Here is a 25,052-nt window from a genome sequence, read left to right as displayed (position 1 = left end):
GAAGCCTGCGGTCGAATCAATTCGACCCTACCCGTTTTAGGGCAAACCACGCGGAAAGCCCGGCAAAGTGGTCCACAGCTGAGTCTTTTGGCTAAGATCGTCTTTATCGTCGCCGCTGCTAATTCTGTCCATCTCCGGCAACAAACGCATCGCCACTTCCAGATTATATTTGGCATCCCAAAAATCGCTATCCAACATCAAGGCTTCGCGATAGGCTTGCTTGGCCAGACCCAGCAAGGGCATCGCTTCGTTGATATTGCCGGCCTGGGCTTTTTCCATGGCTTGCCGCAGATACAAATTGCCCAGGTTATAGCGGGTTTGCGCTTGCGCCTCGGTGCCGGATTGCTGCAATAACAGGTTCAGCGTCGCCAAGGCTTCGTCGTAGCGCTTATGTTGGCTGAGATACACAGACCTGGCCATGCGCACTTCCGGCGCCGAGGTCGCCAATTCATCAGCGCCGACATCCTTATCGGCCAGCAACTGTCCGATCAACCGATTTTGGCCGGCAAGCCCGTATAGTTGCAGAAGTTGCGTCAGCGTCACCAATATGGCTATCGCTAGTGTGGCCCATAGCAGCCAATGTTTTAGTTTGCGGATCACGGTCTGGCCTCGCAGAGTTTCACGACCAGCAATAACAGCAACATGGCCGCAGCCCAGGCATAACAGCGCGTCGATAGATCCTGCTTGGGAATCCGCTCGAAATAACGCAAGGGCCGGTTTTCCAGGCGGTTGATGTCGTTCACCGCCTGTTGCAAGGCGCCGGGCGTTTCGGCTTCGTAAGCCTTGTACGGAATATGCAGACTGTTGAAAAACAGATGCAGATAGCGCTCCGGCATGGCCTGGGCATTGTCGTCGCGCGGATCGTCCGGGATTTCGAACAAGCCGGGGCTGTTGGCGGTGCGCAAAAACACCCAATACAAACTGACTTGCCGCTGTTTGAACAATTCCCGCAAGGCCGCTTCGCTGTCGGGATCGATCAGCGCCGCGCCGTCCGACACCAGCAACACAATCCGCGAGCCGGTGACCGGCTGGCTATCGAAAAACTCCAAAGCCATGCTCAAGCCCTTGCTGACGTTGGTATAGGCCAAGGCCGGCAAGGCGGTGGCGTCTATCGCGGCATGAATGGCGGCTTTATTTTCGGTTAGCGGCAGCACGAATAGCGGCGAGGTACTGTATTCGGCGATGCCGATCAAATCGTGCTCGCGGCGATCCACAAACTCATTCAATAAGTGCCGGGCGGCATTGGCTTTGGATTCCTCGCCCTGGGTTTCCGGCGCCTTGCCGGCGAAGGTGTTGTCCATGCTGTTACTGCGATCCAGCAGCATGACGATATGCGCGCCATGGCCAATACGCTCCAGTTGCTGTTCTTGCAAATACGCACCGGCCAAGCCTAAGGTTAAGCCGGCTATCGCCAGCACACCCAGCAAGCGGATCAAACCGCTGATGGCTAACGATAAAGGGTCTGGCGGCAGGATAGCCAGCCATGGATAAGGATTGGCAACCGCGCCGAGCCTGAATACAGGTAACAGGCATAGCAATAGACCAGCCAAAGCCCACGGATACTCCAAACCCAAATTCATCGGCTACCCCGCTCGATTTCCCGGCAATGCAGGCATAGAGTTTTGATTTTTTCCAGATCGGCTGTTTGCAAGGTAGCCGAAGCCTCGCCGAAGAAGTAACGGTTGGAATAGTCGAAAAACCAGGCCAATTCATCTGCAATGCTGCGATATTCCGGGTGGCTTTGATAAAACTCGGCCAGTTTATGCAAGAACACCGGCTTGCCGTGCAAACCGTTAAACGCCGTATGTACCGCAGCAAGCGCTTCCGGCAATTGTTGTAGGCCAAGATTTTGCAACTTACGCTGCGCACGCTTAAATACACTGCGTTGCGGTAGTCCGGGCAAATACCCGTAGAGCCAAACCAAGCGTAAAGCGATGCTTAGAGCCACCGCCAGCGCCACGCATAAGCGCCGGACAATTGCCGAGTCGTCCAACATCCGCGGCGCTTGGTCCGGGCGCATGTACTCGCCGTGTGGGTCCTGCCTAACCACCAACTCCCTCAATGGCGCCACGGTAAACGCCCAAGCCGCGACCGGCTGCTCCAGAGTTTGCCCATGCTGCTGAAAACGCAACATAAAACCGGGTATGCTCAATTCCTTGACTTCCAGCGGCGCATAAAATTGCTGATACAGCAGATCGATTTGATAGTGATTGCCGTCGCTGCCGCCCTGCTCTGTGACGCTGACGTCGTTCAGTTGTAACCAGCGATTGAGTCGGCCTTGCGCGGGCAGACTACTGCGTTGAAGTTCCATGCCCGAGCGGGTTTCGATCAAGATGCGGTGGCGTATGGTATCGCCGATCACATAACCAAACGGCCGCGGCGTTTGCAGTTGAAAATCGCGTAGCGCATGGTTGGACGTGCCGGAACAAGCAACCAACAGCATCGTTATTATCAACGACGCCAACCTGAAGCGAATCCGCTGCGGCGCCTGCATTACCCTGCCCTCTTTAAAAAATATCGTGCTAGCTGTTCGGAACGGTAGCCGTTTTCGATAAACAGCGGCTCGCAACCAAAGGCTCGAAATTGGTGTTGCAATTGGCCGCAACGCTGCGCAAAAGCCTGTTCTATCGTGCGCTTCAAACCGGGTCGCAACCACAAGGTGCGGCGTTTTCCGGTTTCCATATCCTGGAGTTGAAACAAGCCCCAATCCGGCAACCGGCTGTATTCGGCTTGATCCCACAACACCAGCGGGATCACATCGTGACGACTCAGGCTTTGCAAAATGGCCTGCAACTGCGGCAGCGGAAAATGAAAATCGGACGCTAAAAACACCAAGGCCCGGTGATTGGGTAAATAGCGCTGAGCTTGCAGTAAGCCGGCCGATCCTGGCTGCAATACCAACTTTTGCAGACGTTCGGCCAAGGCTTGAATTCGGCCCATGTGTTTACCAGCGGGCAAATAGCAATCGGTTAAAACCTGCTGGTTACACGCGATAAAGCCGAAACTATCGCCGTACTCCAAGGCCGAAGCGGCAATCGACAGCAGCATGTCGGCCAGCGCACGGCGTTTGTCGTTGCTGCCGGCGAATCCCATGGAAGCCGACAAATCGGCCAGCAAAAACACATCGACTGCGCTGTGTTGCTGTTGCACCCGCACTTGATAATTGCCGAACGGGTCAAGCAGGCTGGCGCGCAAATCGATGCGTCTGGGATCCGGTCGTGCGATCAAGGTGTCATGGCGCTTGAACAACTGGCCGTTGCCGACCATTTGTCCGGGATGCGCGCCGGGAAACACCCCAACTACCGGGCGCGGCAGGCGGTATTGGAAGGGTTGGATATTGGCAGACATCGGCTTAGCGTGCTTTTGTTATTGGCTAACGACCAAATTGGCCAGCACGGCCGTGACGGCAAGGTATCCCGGAATGGAAAACTTCAGCGGCACCTTCATCAGTAACGCTACCACGCCAGAGTAAGTTTGCCCATTGCGGCTATGGATGGCTTCGCCGAACAGCCACAGCAGGGAGTTCAACAGGCATAAAGCCAGGATCGTGAAAAAACCGACATCGCTAAACAAAAACGATTTGTTAGCCAACAGTGAAATGCGCTCGCTGGTATCGATAAAATTGGCGGTCAAAATGCCTATCATCAATCCGCCCTCGTCGAAGGCCACCAGAAAAAAGGTATAGGTAAACCGCCGCAAGCGCCGACTAAACTCCGTCATGGCCGGAAAATGAAGCGATAGATATAACACCGGCAGGCTCAGGCAAAACAGCAAGGTGCCGACCACCGCCAACAAAATCCAGAATTTAAAACCCACCGCATCGTTCAGAGCGCTGGTGTAATACGCGGCGTAGGGCACGTCGGCATGTTTATCCAGACTACTGGCAATAAACGAGCAGATAAAGCCAACGCCGGACCAGGTCAAATAGGTTTCCAATAAATGGCCAAGGCCGGCATGCGGCAGCATAGCGTGCAGAGTCGTTTTAATAGTCATGGGTGTTACGGTGCGGCGATTTGGTTGAGTATGCTGTCGACCAGGGTGGGAATCAGTTCGTCTTTGCGATAGCTGTACATCGGATTCAGAAATATCCGGTGCGACATGGTCACCGCGAACACCGCCTGCAAATCTTCCGGCAACAGGCTGTCACGATTTTCCAGCCAGGCCCGGACTTTGGCAGCGCGAATCAAATAGCTGATGCCGCGCGGACTGGCGCCGGCCTGCAGCAATTGATCCATTTCCACATCGTTTAACTTGATGCCGAAGGCGCGCGGATCGGCGCTGGCTTTCCATAAGTCCAGCGCATATTTGCGTAAGGCCGGTGTCGGCTGGATGCTTTGCTGAATCGCGGCGGCCCAGTCGTTGAGCTGATAATAAGGAATCCGACTGGCGACCATTTCGCCGATTAAGGCATCGACATCGTGGTAACGCGGATTGAACATCAAATCGTCCAGCACTGCGTCGTCGCTGGGCGTGTCGATATTGATTTCCATGAAAAACCGGTCGCGGGCGGCAGCCGGCAGTTCGAAGGTTTCTTCCTTTTCCACCCGATTGCGGTCGGCAAACACCTGGATATGCGGCATCCGATATTCGCGGTTGAACGCGCCTATGCTACGCTCGGCCATCACCCGCAATAACAGCGAATGTACTTGCGGCCGGGCCCGATTGATTTCGTTGAAGAAAAATACCGACAGCTGTTCGCCCTGCTTTAACAAGGGACCGGGATCGACGCAGGGCCGGCCCTCGCTGTTCAGATAGGTATAATAAATCAGATCGGCCGGCATCAGGTCGATGGTACCTTCGATGCGTTGGTATTGGCCGCCCAGCCCTTGGGCGATCGCTCTCAATAAGGTGGTTTTGCCGACTCCGACCTGGCCTTCCAATAACACATGGCCGCGGGCGAATACCGCTATCAAAAGATTGCGCACCGCCGCCTGTTGGCCGACGACGACATGGTTGATTTGTTGTTCCAACTGCAACGCACTGGCGCGCCAGTCGCTGAGAGTTTGCTTACTTGTCATGGCTAGTTAAGCGCCGTTGATTAATTGGAGCATGAGCTTGAATTGTTATCGAAAAGGTTGCCGCCATCCCTGGCGGCGTCCTAAGGGTTCGATTTGCTGGAAAATTGCCAGGGAACGCTACGCGCACCCTGAGCTACCAAAATCGCTATTGGCCTTCTACGTCGTAAACGAACTTGCCGGTTTTCGCCAGCACTTCAGTACGCTTGGCGTTACGCGCTTCCATTTCCTTGATCGACTGCGCCTGTTTGTTCAGCTCGTTCGGATCGTGTTTAGGATCGTATTTGCTGCCGGCCACTTGCGCCGGATAACCCGGTTTCGGCTCCCAGCAGTTGCCTGCTTCCTTACATTTGGTGCCGTCGTAGGCTTTTGCCGCACCGGACAGCCCTAAAGCCAGCAATACTGCGCCTAACATTACTAGTCTGTTCATGTTGATCTCCTGATATATCAGATTTAAATTTGCCCTCGCCCCACCCTCTCCCGGAAAAGGCAATCGTAAAAGGTAAATGTAGGTTGGGCAGAGCAGAGCGAAGCCCAACAAAATCAAAATGTTGGGCTTCATTGTATTCAGCCCAACCTACCTTTTACGACAGTCTCCGCAGGGAGAGGATTTGGGGTGAAGGTTTTATTTCAACCAATCGGCTTTCTTCGGATCGCCTTTGTAGATATGCCGAATAAAAGCCATGATGTGCAGCATGTCGTCAGTGCTGAAGTTGACGTATTGCGGGCCCATCATGCCGTTGGCGCCGCCGAACAACAGCTCGAACAAACCTTGGTCTGTGGAGTTTCTGGGATACGTCCAGTAATCGTCCGCCAAACCGGGCCCGAGCTTACCTTCCGCTTCGTGGCCGTGGCAGCCGGAACAGCCGGTCATATACAGGCTTTCGCCTTTCTTGATGGCTTCTCCGTCACTGTTGTAGGGGTTCTTCCCGGTTTGCATGAATTGCTTAAACTTATCGGTATGCCCGCCTTTCTTGGCAAAACTCAGGTCCAGCACTTCGCCGGTCAACGCATGACGCAAGGTAATATCGGCTTGCGCCGTCGGGATGGCCATCACTGTCAGAGTCAGCGCAGCGCCGCTCAAAAGTGTTTTAAATTTCATTATTGATTGCTTCCTGTTAGTTCATGGACAGAGCGGTATCGGGTTCATCCAGAAGCGGAATGCCATCCGCTTCCAGGAGTTCCGCGATCTCGCTCTGTTGGTCTTTAATGATTTTGTTTAACTGCGCCAGCAAAGCGGTATCGCCGTTACGCACCCCAATCGAAGTGCTGTAATGGAAGCCTACTTTCTCGCCGTCGGCGCGCTGGTTGTTGTCGGGTATCACGGTCATCGTCAACGGCGTAGCGGAGGCCTTGACATAACGCGCCGCCGCCGGTCCCCACAACACGGCTATCTCGGCCTTGCCGGTCGCCACTTCGTTAACCAGCTTGTCGTTCTCGTACTTGATGTACTGATTGCGTCTGGATTTGAAGTCGACCAACTCCTGCTGGTAATTGAACATGTCGTTATAACGGCCTATCGCTCGCAGCATGGTTTCCGCCGGCGTACCGGGTACGAAAGCAATCCGTTGCGCTTTGCGCAGCGCTTCGCTATCCCAGTTTTGCAAATCCAGATTGTCGTCGCTGCGGCTGATAAATACGTAGCCGGAACGATAGTAAGGCGCAGTCGTCGATAGCCGCGGATCGCCCTGATCGACGCCCATCACCACATCGCACAAGCCTTTATCGACATAATCGCGGATGAAATAACGCGGATCGGTCCAGGTCACGGTTTCCAACTTGCGGCCCAGTTGATCAGCCACATATCGCGCCAGCTTGTTTTCGAAACCTTCACCGTTTTTATTGGAATAAGGCATCTCGTTTTCGGCCGTGCAGACTTTAAGAGTCGGTTGCTCGGCTTGCGCCGTGGCGAAACCCAGGCCCAGCGCCAAAGCGGTAAAAATGCGTGTCGTTTCTTTCATAAGAATTCTTCAAATAACTTAGGATATGGTTCCCATGCTCTGCGTGGGAACCGAACCACAGACGCTCCAGCGTCCCGAACCGCAGAGCGGTTCAGGATGCATTCCCACGCTCTAGCGTGGGAATGCTGCGGCGAATTACAGCGAGAACACCATCACGCCGCCGCCCATTTGGGTGTAATGCGCCAGTTCCTTGAAGGCACCCACCGCGCCCAGACCGGCGGTCGGATCGGCCAGGTCGAACACCAGGCCGACACCGGGCCAGCCGCCGACACCGTAATAAATCGCCACATATTGCTTGTTGTCGTGTTTATAGGTAATCGGATGACCGATGACGCCGGAAGGCAGTTTGAACTTCCACAGCTCTTCGCCGGTTTTGGAATGACGAGCTTTGATGTAGCCGTCCAGCGTGCCGTAAAACACCAAGTCGCCGGCGGTGGCCATAGTGCCGCCCCAAACCGCGAATTTCTCCTGAACTTCCCATTCCATTTTGCCGGTGACGGAATTCATCGCTTTGACTTGACCCAAGGTGCCTTTAGGCCCTGGATACATGTTCAAAGTCGCACCCACGAAGAATTGACCCGCGCGGTAAGGCAACATGAAGGGCTCCCAGTCCATGCAGATATGATTGGTGCCCATGAAGAACAATTGCTTGTTGGGGTCGTAAGACTCGATACCCTGGTTGTGGTAACCCATCGCCGACGGACAGATGCCGGTGGCCTGGTGGTCCATGTGTGTGGAATATTCCGGATCGCGGATCGGCAGACCGGTTTTCAGATCGACTTTTTTCACCCAGTTGACGGTGTCGTCGATTTTGAACGCGTTGACCAGGCTACCGTTTTCACGATTCAGCGTGTAGACCAAACCGTTACGATCCGGATGCGTCAGCAGCTTGGTTTTTTTGCCGTCGACCATTTGCTCGGACAGACCCATGTAGTTCACGCCGGCATAGTCCCATTCGTCGTGCGGGGTTTTTTGGTAACCGAACTTGGCTTCGCCGGTGTTGACGTCGCGGCCCCAGATGGTCATGGTCCATTTATTGTCGCCAGGGCGCATGGTTTCGTTCCAGGGCGCCGGGTTGCCGGAACCGTAGTAGAGCATTTCCAGGTCGCTGTCGTAGGCATACCAACCCCAGTTGGTGCCGCCGCCGATTTTCCAGGCATCGCCTTCCCAGGTTTTAAGGCCCAGACCGAACTGGCCGTAATGCGGGTTGGCGCTATTAAAGTCCTTGGACAATTTGATGTCTTCGTCGGGGCCGGTGGCATAAACGCGCCAGGCTTGCTTACCGTCCTTGACGTTATAAGCAGTGGCGTAACCGCGCACCCCCAATTCGGCACCGGAGGTACCGACGATGACTTTATCTTTCACGACGAACGGCGCGACCGTCAGAGTCGAACCCATCGCGATGTCGGAGTTTTCCATTTTCCACAGCAGTTCGCCGGTCTTGGCGTTAATCGCCACTACGTGACCGTCCAGCTGATTCAGAAAAATGGTCGCCGGATAATCCTTGCCGGCCGGCGCGTAGGCCAAGCCACGGTTAACCACGTCGCAACAGGCCACCGCGCGGGCCGCCGGGTTTTGTTTGGGTTTGAATTGCCACAGGATTTTGTCCGGCTCGTCCAGGCTGATCGCGAACACATTGTTCGGATATGGGGTATGCACATACATGATGCCGTCGACCACCAGTGGCCCGCCTTCGTGACCGTTCAATACGCCGGTCGAAAACGACCAGGCCACTTTCAGGTTTTTGACGTTATTCGCATTGATGTCGATCATTTCGCTAAAGTGCGTCGAACCGTAATCCTTGGTCTGCATCACCCAGTTGGTGTTCTGCTTGGATAACTGTTCCAATTCTTTATTCGCTTGTGCCGATGGCGACACCGACAAGGCCGCAGCCGTCACTAATACCGTGGTCGGCATCTGCTTAGCAACCTGCTTGGCAAACCGTGAAATTTGCATGAATCCTCCTATGTTGTTTATTAGGTTGCATGGCCCGGCAAATCGGTTGGTTAGGGGAGCCTTCCGTTAAAAGCGGATACGCCATCGGCATTTCCGGGCAAAATCAATCACAAGTCGCTCTTGATTTTGGCGTTATTCCGTTAACGCGAGATTTTGCTTCGTTGAAGAAATCTCCTTCACTTTTCACATCAGCAATCTCGATCAAGTCGCACACAATATTGACTTAGACCTACCGGGCCATGCTGGCGCAAATGGTAAAGAAGGCGGCCCGTATGGCGTTACGGAATAATCCACCAATACCACGGGAAAACGGCAAAAAAATCAGTGGAAAGTTTCCCGGCCATCGAAAACCAACAGCACCAACATAATAGGAAAAGCTCCCATGGTTTCCCGACATAAAAAGCGGCATCATGCACCGGCAAGAAACGCCGTGCCACGGAACGCAACGGCTTTGCCGAAGGTGTTTCTTGCTCATCAACACAACAGATCGGGACACGTATTTAGTGGCGAGCAAAATCAGCGTTTTATTGGTGGACGATCACGCGGTAGTCAGAGCCGGTTATAAAACCTATCTATCGCTATCGGAACGAATCGGCGAGATATACGAAGCCGATAGAGGCGAAATCGCCTGTCAGGTCTATGACAAGCAAACCCCGGATGTGGTGGTGATGGATTTATCGATGCCCGGTCTGGGCGGCTTGGAGTCGGTCCGCCGGCTACTGGTCCGCTACCCCGGCTGCAAGATATTGGTATTCAGTATTCATAACGAACTGGTTTATGTAACCAGAGCGATCAAGGCCGGCGCGAAAGGTTACATCACCAAGAATAACGAACCCGACACGCTGGTAACGGCAGTCTGCACGCTCGCCGAGGGCGGCACGTATATCGAACCGGCTTTGGCGCAGCAATTGGCAGTAAATATGGCCATCGGCCAGGACGAGACTTATAAGGTTAAATCGCTTTCGCCGCGCGAATTCGACATTTTTTGCTTGCTGGCCAATGGCCTGAGCACCCGCGAGGCGGCGGAGAAATTGTGTTTGAGCTATAAAACCGTCTGCAATCACAGCACCTCGATCAAGGAAAAGCTGAATGTCAAAACCATGTCGGAATTGACCCTACTGGCCGGTCGCCAGGGTATCATCAAAACCGGCAGCGAACTGTATGAGCACGGATAGAGCTGAAAACACCCATCCGTAATTCTGTCAGAAGGCGCTTGCGACCGGCACACACCCAGCTGCATCGCTGCAAATTCTCCTCCCAACGCCAATGCCGTTAAGTTAAGCCGTTCGTGGTGAGCCTGTCGAACCATGATCGGCTTAACTTAACGATATTGTCCCAACCACCGCATATACACGCGTGATTCAAGCCTGCCTAGTCTTAAAGATGCGCCGATCTTAATCATTACTTCATTATATTTTCATCTTCAATTCATCTTGATTGGTTACTCTGAAAACTGAATAACCTTAAAAAAAAAGTGATAAAGCACCACCGAGGAGCGACGCGGTATCGGATGTTGACCGTTTGCTTCCCTTTATATGGGCAATTAATTAACGGTTACCCATCCGATCAAAACGTATTCATGGGAGATAGTATGAATGCACGTCTATTTATATTTCGGTTTTTGCTGATTTTTCTGGGCTTATCCGGGTTTGGCAACGCCCAGGCACTTGAACTCAAACCCGATTCTGTCGAAATCTTAGTCGGTGAAGTGGCCAAGGTTGCTGTAACGAAATCATCCGGAAGCGTAAGCGTAAAATCCAGTAATACTAGCGTGGCGACAGTCAGTTACGCTAGCGGCATCGCCAGTATCAAGGGCGCAAAAGCCGGTTCAGCCACTGTCACGGTGAAGGATCGTCGAAGCTCAAAACGCGTGGAAGTAAAAGTCATCAGCGCCCCATCTTCTGTCTTGACGATTTCGCCCGCCGTAGTAGCGGTTAACGTCGGCGGCAGTGCGACCGTAACGGTAACTAACGCCTCCGGGACAGTAAGCGTCCAATCCTCGGACAACTCGGTCGCCACCGTCGGCTATGCCAATAATCTCGCTACCGTAAAGGGTATTAAAGCCGGCTCGGCAACGGTGACCATCCGCGATAGCAATACTTCCAAAGCGGTAGCGGTGACGGTATTAAATACCACGGCCATCGGCGAATACACCTTGCTGGCCTGGAACGACCTAGGCATGCATTGCATGGATGGTCTGGATTTTTCCGTGTTCGCCATCTTGCCGCCCTACAACACTTTGCATGCGCAATTAAAAGATAAAAACGGCAAGTTAGTTAGTAACAACGTATTACTGACTTATGAAGCGGTCGCCGACAGCAGTGGCTCTATCAATACCAGCAGCGCCAACAAAACCAATTTCTGGTCTTGGGTGGGTGAACTGGTGGGCCTGAATCCGGCGCCGGATGTCGGCTTAAACCTGGACGGGCTTGCCACCGGCACCCCAATGCCCGGCAACAAGACGCCATCCCTAATACCCGCCCCCATGACCTATAACACTGCGTTCGGCTGGTTCGAGGCCGAGGGTATCCCGGTGACGCCCTTCGACGACAAAGGTAACAAGAACTTCTATCCGACCGTTAAGGTCGTCGCCAAGGACGCGCTGAGCGGTAAAGTGCTGGCTAGCGCTACCACCGTGTTGCCGGTCAGCGACGAAATGACTTGTAAAGGCTGCCACGCGTCCAGCGACGCCAATAACAATGCCGCGCAAACTGCCGCTAAACCTGTCGCCGGCTGGGTGTTCGATGCCGACCCTGACAAGGACTGGAAGCGCAACATTCTGCGTCTGCATGATGAAAAACAGGCTGCAAATAAAATATTTACCGATGCGCTCAGCACTCTAAATAGCAAAGGTTATAAGTCAGGCGGTTTACTGGCGACGGCGGATGCTGGGCAGCCGGTTCTATGCGTGGCTTGCCATGCCAGCAACGCCTATTTCGACAAAGACAACAAAACCACGGTGATGGGCGGCATGGCCGGCATTGCGCCGTTTACTCAGTCACTGCATTTAAAACATGCGGAGGTAAAAGATCCCGCCACCCAGTTGACGCTGGATAGTCTGGACAACCGTAGCGCCTGTTACCAATGCCATCCGGGTTCGGTTACGCAATGTCTGCGCGGTGCGATGGCAACAGCTACGGATGCAAGCGGCGACCCGTCGATCAGTTGCCAAAGCTGTCACGGCAATATGAAAGCGGTCGGCAGCCCGACTCGGCAAGGCTGGTTCAACGAGCCAACCTGCGAGTCTTGCCACAACAGCGCCGCGCCCGGCAAACGTGCGATCTCCGGCATCGACGCCAACGGCAAAGCCATTGTTCCAACAGATCATACCTTTGCCACCAACGCCAATACGCCGGTTCCCGGGCTGAACTTGTATCGTTTCAGTAAAGGCCACGGCGGCTTGCAATGCGAGGCTTGCCACGGTTCGACGCACGCGGAATATCCCTCCACACATGCCGACGAAAACCTGCAAAGCATCGCCGTGCAAGGACACGCCGGCACGGTAGCCGAATGTAAGGCTTGCCATGCTACAGTCCCGAACACGGTAAACGGTGGCCCGCACGGCATGCACACCACCGGCGATGCCTGGGTTAAGCAACACGAAGACGCCAATAAAAACGGCACAGCCACCGCGCCAAGCTGTAGTTATTGCCACGGCACAACCAGCGCGGGCACACCATTGAGTGCGGTAAAGGTTGCGAAAACCATTGATGCCGATGAGTTTGGTATTAAGAATTGGCCAGCTGGTTATCAGGTGAGTTGTTTTAGCTGCCACAACGGACCCAATCCGTAAAATCTCGGACAACAGATCGCCCCGAAAGGGGCGATTTTTTTGTTTTTTTGCTGATCGGTTTAAAGCTGCCAGAGACAATATAGCCTTGATTCTACTTTTATTTACCGGTTAACCCGGCCCTCAAATATCGTCGCTCCCACGTAAGTGGGAACCCAGCGGTCATAAAGACTGCCTTTAAATTTATTTCTCCAGCTTCGTTTTCAAACCGTTCAAACCGTTCTTGAAAAACTGAGTCATCGCTTTGACCGCTGCTTCGTCGTTCAAATTGTCCGGCGGAGTATTGCCGGTATCGCCGCGGTAGAAGCGGCTTTTCACGGTCACCTGGCTGCTGCCGGCGGTCTCGCCTGCCGCAACCTTGACATCGACGGTATGGGAACTGGTCGGGAAGGCTTTGCTGTTTTCGGTTTTCAAGCGGTAACTGTATTCGTGTTCCGGCTCGCTGTAATAATCCAGCTCTTCGGCGATGGTTTCATCGTTTTGAAAGGTCAAGGTGCGGACGCCGCCGGACTGATTCTTGCCGTCGCCCGCGCTTTTTTTCAGGTCTGGATGCCAGTTGGCAATATCGTCGAAATTTTTCAGCTCGGCCCAAACCTTGGCGACAGGCGCTTGAATAGTCAGCGATTCCTTGGCTTTTTGCGGCGTTGGACCGTGAGCTTGAACTTGCCAGGATATGAGCAACAGGCCGAATAAAAAAATGATGTGTCGCATGGTCTATACCGAAGGGTGATGAAAAGCTCGGTATTATCCTTGCCTTCCCGCTCCCTCCATTGGGAATAAGCCCCGAATTACGCCGGGTAAACTTCACCAAATCACGCCCTGCCCGACCGGATTATCAACCTGCGCTAAGGTTTAGCCGCCTCACATCCCTGTAAAAACAAGCTCACTGCCTGACGCACCCATTGATCGATCTCGGCTTCGTCCGGTGCCGGCTCCAAACCCAATTGCAATCTTTGTAATCGTTCGCTACGTAATGCGCTGACAAATTGGTCGGCCAGAAAATGCGGATCGATACCAACAATAGCACCTGCCTGCTGTTGGCGACTGAAATACTGCGCCAGATGATCCAAGGTACGTTGCGGGCCTTGTTCGTAAAACTGAGTGGCCAGATCGGGAAAACGCGGCGATTCACCGATCAAGATTGCCCGCATCCGCAACACATCGGGCCGGGTAATCCGGAACAGAAATTGCCGTCCAAAGATCAGCAAAGCCTGTTCCAAAGCACAATCGTCCGCCAGACTGGCGATGAATTGGTCGCTGCAACGTCTCATCAATGCGCCGAACAATCCGGCCTTGCCGCCGAACTGACTATAAATGGTCCGTAGCGATACCCGCGCGTCGCGAGCGATGGTTTCCATGCTGAGGTTGCCGTAGCCATGTTCGAGAAAAAGCTGCAAAGCGGCATCGAGTAAACGATCCCGGCTTTGTTGCTCATCTCCCTTACACGGGCGTCCGCATTTAATCATGATGCTGCACTCACAAAAACAATTGACTTGATTAAAGATGATACCCTAGACTAAACGGTAAGATACATTACCATTTTACTTTTACGACTCTTGAGGCAATACGGAAATGGCAAAAAACACGCGCATGATGATTGCGACTAAGCAGACAAACCCGCTGCCGGGCCAGCACCTGGCAAGCTCTCCTCGCCAATCGGCGGCGATACCGGCCCTGCGGTTTGCGTTTATCGGCACCGCCATGCAACTGGTTTTATTGGGCTGCGGCTCATCCGGGGATTCGGCAAGCGCGCCAGCCGCGCCACCACCGGCCAACGTTAAGATCGCCCAAGCCCTGAGCCGGGAAACCACGGAATGGGACGAATACACCGGCCGGGTCGAAGCCGTCAACGCCGTCGATATTCGCGCCCGGGTGGGCGGTTATCTGGATAAAGTCAATTTCACTGCCGGCGCAAAAATCAAAAAAGGCGATCTGCTGTTTCAGATCGATCCCAAACCGTTAAAAGCCCAGCTTAACTACGCCCTAGCCGAGCTGGAGCGCGCCAAAACCAAACGCGAACTGGCCAAAAACGACCTGAGCCGCGCCGAGAACTTGTTCAAAGCCAAGGCCATTTCCGCCGAAGAATACGACATGCGCAATAAAGGCTTGCGCGAAGCCGCCGCGGCCGTCGAATCTGCGGAAGCCAATGTCTACACCGCCAAGCTCAATCTGGAATACACCGAAATCCGCGCACCTATCAACGGCCGCGTCGGCCGCGAAATGATCACCGCCGGTAACTTGGTCAAGACCGACGACACGCTGCTGACCAATATCGTTTCCACCGATCCGGTTTATGTCTATGTCGATGCGGACGAACAATCGGTACTGCGCTATCGCCGCCACGCCCAGCAACACGGCAAAGGTTCGACCGACCTGAAAGGCACGCCGGTGGAACTGGCCGTCGCCGACGAAAGCGGCTTTCCGCATCGCGGCCAGCTGGATTACATCGCCCCGCGCGAGGATGCCGCCACCGGTACGCTAAGCTTGCGCGGCGTATTCGCCAATCCGGACGAGTTGCTCAGCCCAGGATTCTTCGCACGTTTGCGGGTGCAAGCCTCGGCGTCTTACCCAGCATTATTACTGCCCGACCGCGCCATCGCCACCGATCAGGCGCAGCGCTTTGTTTGGGTAATCAATCAGGACAATCAGGCGGAATATCGGCAAGTCACGCCGGGCTCGCGGATTGGCGATATGCGGGTAATCCGTAACGGCTTGCAAGCCGGCGATTGGGTGGTAGTGGAAGGTTTGCAAAAGCTCAAGCCGGGCGCCAAAGTCAATCCGGAACGCACCTCGCTTTCAACGCCAGGAGCGCAATAAACCATGGATAAATTCAGCCATTTTTTTATCGACCGGCCGATATTCGCGGCGGTATTGTCGATTGTGATCGTGCTGGTCGGCAGTCTGGCGCTGATTGGCCTGCCGATTGCCCAGTACCCGGAAATCGCTCCGCCCACCGTAGTCGTCAGCACCAACTACCCCGGCGCTAACGCCAAGGTGGTTGCAGAAACCGTGGCCACGCCGATCGAACAGGAAGTCAACGGCGTAGAAGACATGCTTTACATGTCCTCGCAGTCCACTAACAGCGGTGCAATGTCTTTGACCGTCACCTTCAAACCCGGTGCTAATCTGGACAAGGCTCAAGTGTTGGTGCAAAACCGGGTGGCGCTGGCAGAACCGAAACTGCCGGAAGAGGTACGCCGCCAAGGCATCAGTGTAAAAAAACGTAGCCCGGATTTAAGCCTGGTCGTTAACCTGGTCTCGCCGGACAAACGCTACGACAGCGTGTATATGAGCAACTACGCTCTGCTGCAAATCCGCGACACCTTGGCGCGTTTGCCCGGCGTCGGCGATATTCTGCTGTTCGGCGCCCGCGATTACAGTATGCGGCTATGGCTAAATCCGGAAGCCATCGCCGCCCGCAATCTGACCGCCGCCGAGGTAGTTAATGCGGTGCGCGAACAAAACGTGCAAGTCGCGGCCGGCGTGGTCGGCCAGCAACCCTCGCCGAATAACGCCGAGTACCAATACACCGTCAGCACGCTGGGCCGACTGACCGAACCCGAACAATTCGGCGAGATCGTCATTAAACAGGGCGAGAACGGTCAGGTCACCCGCCTGAAAGACGTGGCGCGTATCGAACTGGGCGCCAAGGATTACAACTCCGGCTTATATCTGGACGGCGATCAGACTGTCGGTCTGGCGATTTTCCAACTGCCCGGCTCCAATGCCATCGACACCAAAAAAGCCGTGGTCGATGCGATGGAAAAGCTGAAGACCCGCTTCCCGGAAGGTCTGGATTACGTGCTGGTTTACGACACCGTGGTGTTCGTACAACAATCCATCGACGCGGTGGTCAAAACCCTGTTCGAAGCACTGCTGCTGGTGGTGCTGGTGGTGATCATATTCCTGCAAAACTGGCGGGCCGCAGTGATTCCGCTGCTGGCGGTGCCCGTATCTCTGATCGGCACTTTCGCGGTGATGTCTGCACTGGGCATATCATTAAATACACTATCGCTGTTTGGACTGGTATTGGCGATTGGCATCGTGGTCGATGACGCCATCGTGGTAGTGGAAAACGTCGAGCGCCACATTGCTGACGGCATGCACGCCCGCGAAGCCACCCGACTGGCGATGTCCGAGGTGGTCGGGCCGGTGGTCGCCACCGCGCTGGTGTTGGTGGCGGTATTCGTACCAACCGCTTTCATTACCGGCGTGTCAGGCGCGTTTTACAAGCAATTTGCGTTGACCATTGCGGTATCCACCGTCATTTCGGCGTTTAACTCGTTGACGCTGAGTCCGGCTTTGTGCGCGTTACTGCTGGATCGCGCTCACGACAATAAAGACGCTTTCACCAAATTGTTCGACAAACTGTTCGGCTGGTTTTTCGGCGCGTTTAACCGCTTTTTCGAACGTTTCAGCACAGGCTACTCGCGCTTGGTCGGCCGCATGATCCGGATGACCGCGGTCGTACTGGTGCTGTATGTCGGCCTGAACGGCCTGAATTTCCTGGCATTTGAGAAAGTGCCGACCGGTTTCATTCCGCAACAGGATCAAGGCTATCTGGTGCTGTACGCGCAATTGCCCGATGCGGCCTCGCTGGCCCGCACTCAGGACGTGGTGCAGCAAGCCAGCAAGATCGTGCTCGAAACCAAAGGCGTACAACATATTAATGCCTACGCCGGCTGGTCGATTTTGAGCGGTGCCAATCAGTCCAACGTTGCCACCATGTTCGCCCGCTTGGGGGAATTTGAAGATAGAGCCGGCCATCCGGAACTGCACGCCGATCAGGTGATCAAGGACTTGAGCCAGCGCCTGGCGAGTATTCCCAATGCCCGCATCGCGGTATTCCCGCCGCCGCCGATTCGCGGCATGAGCTCGGTCGGCGGTTTTAAATTGCAGATCGAGGACCGAAACAACGCCGGCATCAACGAATTACAACGAGTCACCAACGAGATGCTGGGCAAAGCCAATCAACAGCCAGGCTTGGTGGGTTTATTCACCACCTTCGCTTCCGGCGTGCCGCAATTGTTCGTGGATGTGGATAGAACCCGCGTCAAGGCTATGGACGTACCGTTAAAAGACGTATTCGACACTTTGCAGATTTACCTGGGATCGCTGTACGTCAACGATTTCAACGCCTTCGGCCGTACCTATCAAGTCGTGGCGCAATCCGATGCCCAATTCAGGATGTTGCCGGGCGACATTAGCGAACTGAAAACCAAAAACCGCCAAGGCGGCATGGTGCCGCTGGGTGCAGTCAGCGATGTGAAAGAAATCTCCGGCGCGGATAAGATCACTCGCTACAACATGTACCCGGCCGCAGAAATCAACGGCAGCACCCTGCCCGGTGTCAGCTCCGGCCAAGCCATCGGCACGATGAACAAACTGCTGTCTGCCGAATTGCCGCCGGGTTTTGATTTCGAATGGACCGAACTGAGCTTGCAGCAAGTATTGGCCGGCAACGTGGCGATGCTGGTGTTTCCGCTCAGCGTGATCTTCGTATTCCTGGCCCTGGCCGCTCAATACGAGAGCTGGTCGCTGCCGTTCGCGGTGATCCTGATCGTGCCGATGTGTATCTTGTCGTCGATGACCGGGGTTTGGCTCAGCCATATGGATAACAATATATTCACCCAGATCGGCTTCATAGTTCTGGTAGGACTAGCCAGTAAAAACGCAATCTTGATCGTCGAATTTGCCAAGCAGCGCCAAGAAAGCGGCCTGAACCGCTTCGAAGCCGCCGTGGAAGCAGCGCGGATTCGCTTGCGGCCGATTCTGATGACCTCGTTTGCCTTCATCATGGGCGTATTCCCACTGGTCATCGCAGAAGGTGCCGGCGCCGAATCCAGGCGCCTGCTGGGTACGGCGGTATTCAGCGGCATGATAGGCGTGACGGTGTTCGGCTTGCTATTGACGCCGGTGTTTTATGTCGTAGTGCAAGCCATCGCCCAACGACTGCGGCCGACGCGCAAACCAAGCGACTTAGCCACTCATCAACCTTCAGCGGATGTATCGTCATGATCCAGCCAACACAAACACGCCGGCCTAGGCGCAGCACCACGACATTCTGCTTAAGTTTGCTGAGCGCCGGCCTGTTGGCCGGCTGCGCGGTCGGCCCGGATTATGAATTACCGGTTACCGCCGATTTACCGGCGAGTTTTGCCAACGCTAAACCCGCCGAATTTACCGAGCGCGATGTCGAAACTCATTGGTGGAAGCTTTTCGGCGATCAACAACTCAGCGCGTTGATCGATCAGACCATCGCCCATAATTACGAACTAAAAGCCGCGCGCGCCAATCTGGCCGAAGCCCGCGCTTTGTACTTGGAAACCGGTCTGAATCTATTGCCGACGGTCACTTCGCATGCCAATTACACCGAACAAAAACGCAGTACCGGCTCGTTAAATAACCGCGCCTTCGTGCCACGCGAATTGAAGTTGTACAACACCGGTTTCGACGCCTCCTGGGAAGTCGATTTCTTCGGCCGGGTACGCCGCAACGTCGAAGCCAGCAACGACGAAGTCGAAGCCCAGGAAGCCAGTCTGCGCGACATTGGCGTCAGCCTGATAGCCGAAGCGGCCAGGAATTATTTCGAGTTGCGCGGCCTGCAAAACCAATTGGCGGTCGCGCAAAAAAATGCCGATAACCAGGCGCAAACCCTGGACATGACCCGTGTCAAACTGGAAAACGGTCGGGGCACCGAGCTGGATACTTCCAGGGCGCTGGCGCAACTGGAAAGTACCAAGGCCAGCATCCCGCCCTTGGAAAGCGCAATTGCCCAAACGATACATCGGCTGAGCGTGCTGACGGGACAGATGCCTGATGCGTTGACAACAACCTTGACGCAGTCGGCACCGCTGCCGAAAGCGCCGGACAATATCCAGATCGGCAACCCGGAACAATTGTTACGCCGCCGCCCGGATATCCGCATCGCCGAACGCAGTCTGGCGGCGGCCACCGCGAGGATCGGCGTCGCCACCGCCGACCTGTTTCCCAGAGTCACTTTCGTCGGCAACATTTCCTTGGAAGCCAGCACCCTGTCCAATATGGTTGCGCCAGGTTCCGAGACCTACTCGGTAGGACCACGCATCAGTTGGGCGGCTTTCGATCTAGGCCGGGTATACGCCCGCATCAAGGCCGCCGACGCCCGCGCCGAAGCCAGTCTGGCTGGCTACGAACAAACCGTATTGAATGCCTTGGAAGAAACCGAAAACGCACTAGTCAATTACCGGCAGGAACGCACCCGGCGCGCCTCGCTGACGGCGGCGGCCGAAGCCAGCGAAAAAGCCAGCCAATTAGCGCATCTACGTTACCAAGAAGGAGTCTCCGACTTTCTGACCGTGCTGGACGCCGAACAACGCCTGTTGCAGGATCAAAGCCAACTAGCGCAAAGCCAAACCGCCACCGCCACCGCGTTGACAGCGGTTTACAAGGCTTTGGGCGGTGGCTGGCAAGATGTGCTGACTGAGGAGAAGGCAGCTAACTAGTGGTCAAAGTTAGCAAGCCGGCTGTTGCTGCGGTCGGCTTGCATGAGTTTAATTCGGTATGCATTCTAGCTTGAGGTTCAGCAAGCCATCCATTCTAAGCTGCGGCTTCTGTGGCATAGAATCAAATTTCAGGCTTTTCAAGTGACAGTCGTCTATCAAGCCATCTCCAACCGCCGACCAATGCGGCTATTGACTGGAAAAACCCGCCAATTTATATTTTTCGTAGACTGCTTTGCTAGTTGCCGATATTTTTTATCGTAGTAAATTTGCAATTCAAAAAACAGATTATTATATTTCTCTAAAATCGACCTTATATCTAATTGTCGATCGATCTCTTCAAATTTTTTAAGCATCTCTGTTTTTCTACTATCGGCAATTCTATCTTCCGCCATTGCATGCAATATATTATCTTCCTTAAACATATGCGTCATTGACAGAACGACATACCGCTCAACGGCGGCTATTAATTCTGCAACATTATTTGAATAAAATGCACCCTTAATATCGGCGAGTCGTTCACTTGCATTTGAATGATCCGAAAATACCATAGGCAACGGATTGCGATTAATCAGGACGCCTGGTTCTTCCATATACTTGTAAAATACTGATTCTTTAGCATGATGGTAGGTCACGGCAAATTCGTCAATGAATTGAAAAAACGAAGCCGCACCTGCCATTAACATCGAATCATCGGCTCCAGCACTGCATTTAATGTCGTATTCGGCATACTTTTCCATCAAATTAATATATTTTATAATCAAACGATGATCTGCTTTTAAGGTGTCTGTTATTAACATAGCCAATACCTCTGTAAATTATTATTTTTAGTATCATCTAATCAGCTCAAATAACGATATCTGACTTTGCTTTTTAGCCTGATCGACTTGCTGACAATTATGATCGATAACAGACCGCCCCCCGGCATTTCCCGACTCCAAGCAACTCTTCATAAACTGTTCCAATACGGCAACAGTATATTGCTTTGAATCAAAAGGCCCGAAGGTTCCCTCTCTTGCAAGGAAAAACCAGCTAATATTTCCTGACGACAGATTGGTGTATGAAATAATCCGATTTGAAGTTAACATATGCCATACTCCATAAAATGTGAAACTTTGTGGACTTTTATCATAAACCCATAAAACAAACTGTGATCAAGCACCATTAACAAAATATAATTAACTAAACTGTAATAGTTATCGCAAATATTTCATTGCTCCCGCTGAAATGAGAAAAATCAGTAATAATTCAAAAATTGACCTTTCTCGATGCTTTGAATTCTATGCGCGTCACCATAGCTTACAGAACGTTAATTTGCTCACCGGACCACCGATGGCAGAGATTGGCATCTGGAAGCGCCTGAACTTCCCGATAACTGTTGAAATAACAGCATCGTTGATGATGAGCTGTTGCAATAACAGCAGTCCAGCGTGCGTTCCGCAGCGACTTGTCAAACTCCCCCAATAACCAACAGGGCAAACCCTGCCCGGGAGCCCTTTACTCGCGCTGTCGGCGCGCACCAATCAAGCCAAACGCGATATCAGCATAATTTTGGCTCGCCAATTGCTTGCTAATAGCGCCGTACAGTCATTCCCAATACATCTATAAAAAACGCCGGGCCATCCAGAATAGGCTCTTAATTAAACCGGATCGCCCAAACCCGCCCTCATGTGGATCGTTCAAATTGCTCTGCGCCGCCCTTACACCTTCGTGGTAGCGGCTTTACTGATACTGTTGTCCACCCCTTACGTGCTGAGAAAAATGCCCACCGATATTTTTCCAACCATCGACATTCCGGTAGTGGCCATGTTGTGGGATTACAAAGGCATGACGCCCAGAGAAATCGCCGACCGGCTGACCGGCTCGGTGGAACGCTCGATGTCGTTGATCGACGGCATCGAACATAGCGAATCTTTGTCTTACGCCGGTGCGGCGGTGATCAAGGTATTCTTTCATCCGGGTACCGACATCCGTACCGCGATAGCTCAAGTCATGTCCAGCAGCAACTCGGTATACCGTTCGCTGCCGGCCGGCACCATGCCGCCGCAAGTGATTCAATATTCGGCGGCCGATCTGCCGCTGGTGCAGTTGGGCGTTTCCAGCAGTACGGTGCCGGAAACCGACGTCAACGACTTGGTGAATAACATCGCCAGAACCGCGTTGCAATCCAAACGCGGCGTGGCGATGACTAATCCGTTCGGCGCCAAGAACCGGCAAATCACGCTGGATGTCGATGCCCCTGCCCTATTGGCCCGTGGCCTATCGCCCGCCGATTTAAGCGATACGCTGGCCGCACAGAATTTGATACTGCCGACCGGCACCGTCAAGCTCGGCAGTAACGAATACGACGTCACCCTCAACGGCGCAATCGCTTCGATACCGCGTCTGGCCGATCTACCGGTTCGCACCGTGAACGGCGCCACGACTTTGGTCCGCGATGTCGCCACGGTACGCGACGGCCCCGGCCCCGTCACTACCATCGCCCGCCAGAACGGCGAGCGCGGCATTTTGACTTCGATCTTCAAGGTCGGCCACACTTCGACGCTGGAGGTGGTAGAGCACGTCAAGCAGACCATTCCGAAGATGCTGAACCTAATGCCGGAAGGCATCAATATGCGCTTGATGTTCGATCAATCGCTGTTCGTGAAGGCGGCAATCGGCAACGTGCTGCACGAAGCACTGATCGCCGCCGGCCTGACCGCCGCGATGATCTTGCTGTTTCTGGGCAACTGGCGCACTACCTGTATCATCGCGGTGTCGATTCCGCTGTCCATCATGTGTTCGTTGATAGCTTTATATTTAATCGGCGAGACCATCAATCTGATGACAATGGGCGGCCTGGCGCTGGCGGTGGGGATATTGGTGGACGATGCCACCGTCGAGATTGAAAACATCGAGCGGCAAATGCTGTTGGGCAAGAACCCGCATCAGGCCATCCTGGACGGCGCGGCAGAAATCGCGATGCCGGCCCTGGTCTCGACGCTGTGTATCTGTATCGTGTTCGTGCCAATGTTCTTCCTGGCCGGCGTGGCGCGCAGCCTGTTCGTGCCGATGGCCGAAGCGGTGGTATTCGCGATGCTCGCTTCATACGTGTTGTCGCGTACCTTGGTACCGACACTGGTGATGTATGTGATGTCCGGCCATCACGGCCATACCGATACACTACCGGGGAACGCGTTGTCGCGCGGCTTTCAGCGCCTGCATCGCGCTTTCGAACACGGATTTGAGCAATTCCGCGGTCATTACCTGGTATTGGCCAGCCATTTGCTCAAACATCGTTTGCGTTACAGCTCGGCGATTTTAGGCTTTTGCCTGGCATCGCTGGGCTTGGTGCCGTTATTGGGCCAGGATTTGTTTCCGGCGGTGGATGCCGGCCAAATCCGCTTGCATGTCCGCGCGCCGTCCGGCACCCGCATCGAGGAAATGCCGCAGCAAATCGATGCGGTGGAAAAATTCATTCGCGGCATTATTCCCGCCGAAGAAATCGACGATCTGCTGGACATTATCGGCGGGCCTTACAGTACTCGTAACACCTTGTTCGGCAACTCCGGCACCGTGGAAACCGCCGATACCGAGATCATGATCTCGCTACGTCCTGGCGACCACGCCCCCAGCGCCGATTACATCAAGCGCTTGCGTTCTGAGTTGCCCGGCCGCTTTCCCGGCCTGGAGTTTTTCTTCCAGCCCGCCGACCAGGTCAGCCAGACGTTGAATTTCGGCGTACCGGCGCCTATCGACATCCAGTTCATCGGCGGCAAGCCGGAAGAAGTGATGCCACAGGTCATCGCGTTGGAAAATCGCTTACGGCAAATCCCCGGCATCGTCGATGCTCATATTTATCAGCGCATAAATCGGCCGGCGCTGGATCTGGAAATGAATCGCCAGCAATTACAACAATTGGGTTTGTCGGCCCGCGATCTGGCGCAAAATCTGTTGCTGACCCTCAGCGGCAGCATGCAAACCGCACCGTCATTCTGGCTAAACCCAGCTAACGGCAACTCGGTGAATATCGGCGTGATGGGCAATCCGCTGAATTTGGACAACCTGGATGCCTTGATGCGCACGCCGGTTGGCGGCGGCAACGGTCAACCTCAATTGCTGGGCAATCTGGTCAAATTAAAACGCACGCTAATGCCGGCAGCGGTAACGCATTACAACGCCAATAATGTGTTCGATATTTACGCCAGCGTCGAAGGCCGCGACCTGGGTTCGGTGAGCCGGGAAATCGAAACGCTGATTGCCGATAGCCGTGGTCAATTGCCGCGTGGCGTCGAATTGAACGTGCGCGGCCAAATCGAAACCTTGAACAGTTCATTTACCGGTCTGGCGGCCGGCTTGGCGGTCGCGATTGTGTTGCTGTACCTGCTACTGGTCGTGAATTTTCAATCCTGGCTGGACCCATTGATTATCGTCAGCGCCTTGCCTGCTGCGTTGGCCGGCATTGCCTGGACATTATTTTTGACCGGCACCACGCTGAGCATCCCGGCCTTGACCGGCAGCATCATGGCGATGGGCGTGGTCACCGCCAACAGTATTTTGTTGGTGTCGTTCGCCCGCACCCGGCTGGCCGCCGGCGTACCGCCGGTGACGGCAGCCTTGGAAGCGGCGGCCACCAGGTTAAGACCGGTGCTGATGACCGCCTTTGCGATGATCGTCGGCATGTTGCCGATGGCCATCGGCTGGGGCGAAGGCGCTGAACAAAATGCGCCGCTGGGCCGCGCGGTGATCGGTGGCCTGGCGTTCGCCACGGTATCCACTTTACTGTTTGTGCCGTTGGTGTTTGCCGGCACTCATCGCTGGTTGGCTCGGCGTCATTCGAATCGTTCCACCCTTGTAACTCCCTAATACT

The 25,052-nt window shown here is 54.3% G+C and carries 20 protein-coding genes; 6 read left to right on the top strand and 14 right to left on the bottom strand.

Going from position 1 to position 25,052, the window contains the following annotated elements:
- Positions 1 to 36: 36 nt before the first annotated feature.
- The 10 genes from QZJ86_RS07540 to QZJ86_RS07495 all read right to left on the bottom strand — a co-directional run bounded on the left by QZJ86_RS07540 (position 37) and on the right by QZJ86_RS07495 (position 8,932).
- Positions 37 to 600 carry an MxaK protein gene (locus tag QZJ86_RS07540; RefSeq protein ID WP_301937798.1) on the bottom strand — a complete coding sequence of 188 codons (564 nt, stop codon included), beginning with the start codon at positions 598 to 600 and terminating at the stop codon, positions 37 to 39.
- Positions 597 to 1,580 (bottom strand): vWA domain-containing protein, encoded by a 984-nt coding sequence (locus QZJ86_RS07535; protein ID WP_301937796.1) that lies wholly within the window; start codon positions 1,578 to 1,580, stop codon positions 597 to 599. The genes QZJ86_RS07540 and QZJ86_RS07535 overlap by 4 nt, the downstream gene beginning before the upstream one ends.
- On the bottom strand, positions 1,577 to 2,494 hold the full coding sequence (locus QZJ86_RS07530; RefSeq protein ID WP_301937794.1) for a nonribosomal peptide synthetase MxaA: 918 nt from the start codon (positions 2,492 to 2,494) through the stop codon (positions 1,577 to 1,579). Before QZJ86_RS07530 ends, QZJ86_RS07535 begins: the two co-directional genes overlap by 4 nt.
- Positions 2,494 to 3,348 carry a DUF58 domain-containing protein gene (locus QZJ86_RS07525; protein ID WP_301937792.1) on the bottom strand — a complete coding sequence of 285 codons (855 nt, stop codon included), beginning with the start codon at positions 3,346 to 3,348 and terminating at the stop codon, positions 2,494 to 2,496. Before QZJ86_RS07525 ends, QZJ86_RS07530 begins: the two co-directional genes overlap by 1 nt.
- An 18-nt stretch (positions 3,349 to 3,366) precedes the next feature.
- The gene (locus QZJ86_RS07520) at positions 3,367 to 3,993 is read right to left on the bottom strand and encodes an MxaP protein (RefSeq protein WP_301937790.1); all 627 of its coding nucleotides are present in this window, start codon (positions 3,991 to 3,993) and stop codon (positions 3,367 to 3,369) included.
- A 5-nt stretch (positions 3,994 to 3,998) separates the two neighbouring features.
- Complete coding sequence (locus QZJ86_RS07515; protein WP_301937788.1) at positions 3,999 to 5,018, bottom strand: AAA family ATPase; 1,020 nt, start codon at positions 5,016 to 5,018, stop codon at positions 3,999 to 4,001.
- A 145-nt stretch (positions 5,019 to 5,163) separates the two neighbouring features.
- Entirely contained in the window at positions 5,164 to 5,445 is a 282-nt protein-coding gene (locus QZJ86_RS07510; protein ID WP_301937786.1) for a methanol dehydrogenase, read from the bottom strand.
- 195 nt (positions 5,446 to 5,640) lie between these two features.
- Entirely contained in the window at positions 5,641 to 6,117 is a 477-nt protein-coding gene (gene moxG / locus QZJ86_RS07505) for a cytochrome c(L), periplasmic (protein ID WP_301937785.1), read from the bottom strand.
- 16 nt (positions 6,118 to 6,133) lie between these two features.
- A complete protein-coding gene (gene moxJ / locus QZJ86_RS07500) occupies positions 6,134 to 6,976 on the bottom strand; it encodes a methanol oxidation system protein MoxJ (protein ID WP_301937784.1) in 843 nt (280 codons plus the stop codon).
- 135 nt (positions 6,977 to 7,111) lie between these two features.
- The gene (locus QZJ86_RS07495; RefSeq protein ID WP_407081642.1) at positions 7,112 to 8,932 is read right to left on the bottom strand and encodes a methanol/ethanol family PQQ-dependent dehydrogenase; all 1,821 of its coding nucleotides are present in this window, start codon (positions 8,930 to 8,932) and stop codon (positions 7,112 to 7,114) included.
- A gap of 503 nt (positions 8,933 to 9,435) precedes the next feature.
- On the opposite strand from QZJ86_RS07495, the gene QZJ86_RS07490 reads away from it, so the two are divergent.
- Positions 9,436 to 10,107 (top strand): response regulator, encoded by a 672-nt coding sequence (locus tag QZJ86_RS07490; protein ID WP_301937783.1) that lies wholly within the window; start codon positions 9,436 to 9,438, stop codon positions 10,105 to 10,107.
- Positions 10,108 to 10,523: 416 nt separating this feature from the next.
- Complete coding sequence (locus tag QZJ86_RS07485; RefSeq protein WP_301937781.1) at positions 10,524 to 12,725, top strand: hypothetical protein; 2,202 nt, start codon at positions 10,524 to 10,526, stop codon at positions 12,723 to 12,725.
- Between the two features lie 180 nt (positions 12,726 to 12,905).
- Here the strand turns inward: QZJ86_RS07485 and QZJ86_RS07480 are convergent, their stop codons facing one another.
- Together QZJ86_RS07480 and QZJ86_RS07475 are read right to left on the bottom strand one after the other, a co-directional pair.
- Complete coding sequence (locus QZJ86_RS07480) at positions 12,906 to 13,433, bottom strand: SRPBCC family protein (RefSeq protein WP_301937780.1); 528 nt, start codon at positions 13,431 to 13,433, stop codon at positions 12,906 to 12,908.
- Positions 13,434 to 13,567: 134 nt separating this feature from the next.
- Positions 13,568 to 14,188 carry a TetR/AcrR family transcriptional regulator gene (locus QZJ86_RS07475; protein WP_301937778.1) on the bottom strand — a complete coding sequence of 207 codons (621 nt, stop codon included), beginning with the start codon at positions 14,186 to 14,188 and terminating at the stop codon, positions 13,568 to 13,570.
- A gap of 106 nt (positions 14,189 to 14,294) precedes the next feature.
- Between QZJ86_RS07475 and QZJ86_RS07470 the strand changes: the two genes are divergently transcribed.
- From QZJ86_RS07470 to QZJ86_RS07460, 3 genes are read left to right on the top strand one after another with little or no spacing between them, the layout of a single operon-like run.
- Entirely contained in the window at positions 14,295 to 15,539 is a 1,245-nt protein-coding gene (locus QZJ86_RS07470; RefSeq protein WP_301937776.1) for an efflux RND transporter periplasmic adaptor subunit, read from the top strand.
- Between the two features lie 3 nt (positions 15,540 to 15,542).
- Positions 15,543 to 18,740: an efflux RND transporter permease subunit gene (locus QZJ86_RS07465; RefSeq protein ID WP_301937775.1), complete on the top strand. Its 3,198-nt coding sequence runs from the start codon at positions 15,543 to 15,545 to the stop codon at positions 18,738 to 18,740.
- A complete protein-coding gene (locus QZJ86_RS07460) occupies positions 18,737 to 20,206 on the top strand; it encodes an efflux transporter outer membrane subunit (protein WP_301937773.1) in 1,470 nt (489 codons plus the stop codon). The genes QZJ86_RS07465 and QZJ86_RS07460 overlap by 4 nt, the downstream gene beginning before the upstream one ends.
- A gap of 155 nt (positions 20,207 to 20,361) precedes the next feature.
- On the opposite strand, the gene QZJ86_RS07455 is transcribed toward QZJ86_RS07460, so the two are convergent.
- Both QZJ86_RS07455 and QZJ86_RS07450 read right to left on the bottom strand, forming a co-directional pair.
- Positions 20,362 to 21,003: a hemerythrin domain-containing protein gene (locus tag QZJ86_RS07455; RefSeq protein ID WP_301937772.1), complete on the bottom strand. Its 642-nt coding sequence runs from the start codon at positions 21,001 to 21,003 to the stop codon at positions 20,362 to 20,364.
- Positions 21,004 to 21,036: 33 nt separating this feature from the next.
- A complete protein-coding gene (locus tag QZJ86_RS07450) occupies positions 21,037 to 21,291 on the bottom strand; it encodes a hypothetical protein (protein WP_301937770.1) in 255 nt (84 codons plus the stop codon).
- Positions 21,292 to 21,871: 580 nt separating this feature from the next.
- On the opposite strand from QZJ86_RS07450, the gene QZJ86_RS07445 reads away from it, so the two are divergent.
- Positions 21,872 to 25,048, top strand: a complete 3,177-nt coding sequence (locus QZJ86_RS07445) for an efflux RND transporter permease subunit (RefSeq protein WP_301937768.1) — start codon at positions 21,872 to 21,874, stop codon at positions 25,046 to 25,048.
- The last annotated feature ends 4 nt before the right edge of the window (positions 25,049 to 25,052 follow it).

This window comes from Methylomonas montana (genome assembly GCF_030490285.1).
Taxonomy (GTDB): domain Bacteria; phylum Pseudomonadota; class Gammaproteobacteria; order Methylococcales; family Methylomonadaceae; genus Methylomonas; species Methylomonas montana.
The sequence above is the reverse complement of the archived record's forward strand: the minus strand, read 5'-3'. Positions and strand labels throughout refer to the sequence as shown.

Coding starts and splice junctions, on each gene's coding strand:
- QZJ86_RS07530 (WP_301937794.1), bottom strand. CDS start 2,494: ATGCAGGCGCCGCAGCGGATTCGCTTCAGGTTGGCGTCGTTGATAATA.
- QZJ86_RS07535 (WP_301937796.1), bottom strand. CDS start 1,580: ATGAATTTGGGTTTGGAGTATCCGTGGGCTTTGGCTGGTCTATTGCTA.
- QZJ86_RS07495 (WP_407081642.1), bottom strand. CDS start 8,932: ATGCAAATTTCACGGTTTGCCAAGCAGGTTGCTAAGCAGATGCCGACC.
- QZJ86_RS07515 (WP_301937788.1), bottom strand. CDS start 5,018: ATGACAAGTAAGCAAACTCTCAGCGACTGGCGCGCCAGTGCGTTGCAG.
- QZJ86_RS07485 (WP_301937781.1), top strand. CDS start 10,524: ATGAATGCACGTCTATTTATATTTCGGTTTTTGCTGATTTTTCTGGGC.
- QZJ86_RS07445 (WP_301937768.1), top strand. CDS start 21,872: ATGTGGATCGTTCAAATTGCTCTGCGCCGCCCTTACACCTTCGTGGTA.
- QZJ86_RS07525 (WP_301937792.1), bottom strand. CDS start 3,348: ATGTCTGCCAATATCCAACCCTTCCAATACCGCCTGCCGCGCCCGGTA.
- QZJ86_RS07520 (WP_301937790.1), bottom strand. CDS start 3,993: ATGACTATTAAAACGACTCTGCACGCTATGCTGCCGCATGCCGGCCTT.
- QZJ86_RS07450 (WP_301937770.1), bottom strand. CDS start 21,291: ATGTTAACTTCAAATCGGATTATTTCATACACCAATCTGTCGTCAGGA.
- QZJ86_RS07460 (WP_301937773.1), top strand. CDS start 18,737: ATGATCCAGCCAACACAAACACGCCGGCCTAGGCGCAGCACCACGACA.
- QZJ86_RS07510 (WP_301937786.1), bottom strand. CDS start 5,445: ATGAACAGACTAGTAATGTTAGGCGCAGTATTGCTGGCTTTAGGGCTG.
- QZJ86_RS07480 (WP_301937780.1), bottom strand. CDS start 13,433: ATGCGACACATCATTTTTTTATTCGGCCTGTTGCTCATATCCTGGCAA.
- moxJ (WP_301937784.1), bottom strand. CDS start 6,976: ATGAAAGAAACGACACGCATTTTTACCGCTTTGGCGCTGGGCCTGGGT.
- QZJ86_RS07475 (WP_301937778.1), bottom strand. CDS start 14,188: ATGATTAAATGCGGACGCCCGTGTAAGGGAGATGAGCAACAAAGCCGG.
- QZJ86_RS07455 (WP_301937772.1), bottom strand. CDS start 21,003: ATGTTAATAACAGACACCTTAAAAGCAGATCATCGTTTGATTATAAAA.
- QZJ86_RS07465 (WP_301937775.1), top strand. CDS start 15,543: ATGGATAAATTCAGCCATTTTTTTATCGACCGGCCGATATTCGCGGCG.
- moxG (WP_301937785.1), bottom strand. CDS start 6,117: ATGAAATTTAAAACACTTTTGAGCGGCGCTGCGCTGACTCTGACAGTG.
- QZJ86_RS07470 (WP_301937776.1), top strand. CDS start 14,295: ATGGCAAAAAACACGCGCATGATGATTGCGACTAAGCAGACAAACCCG.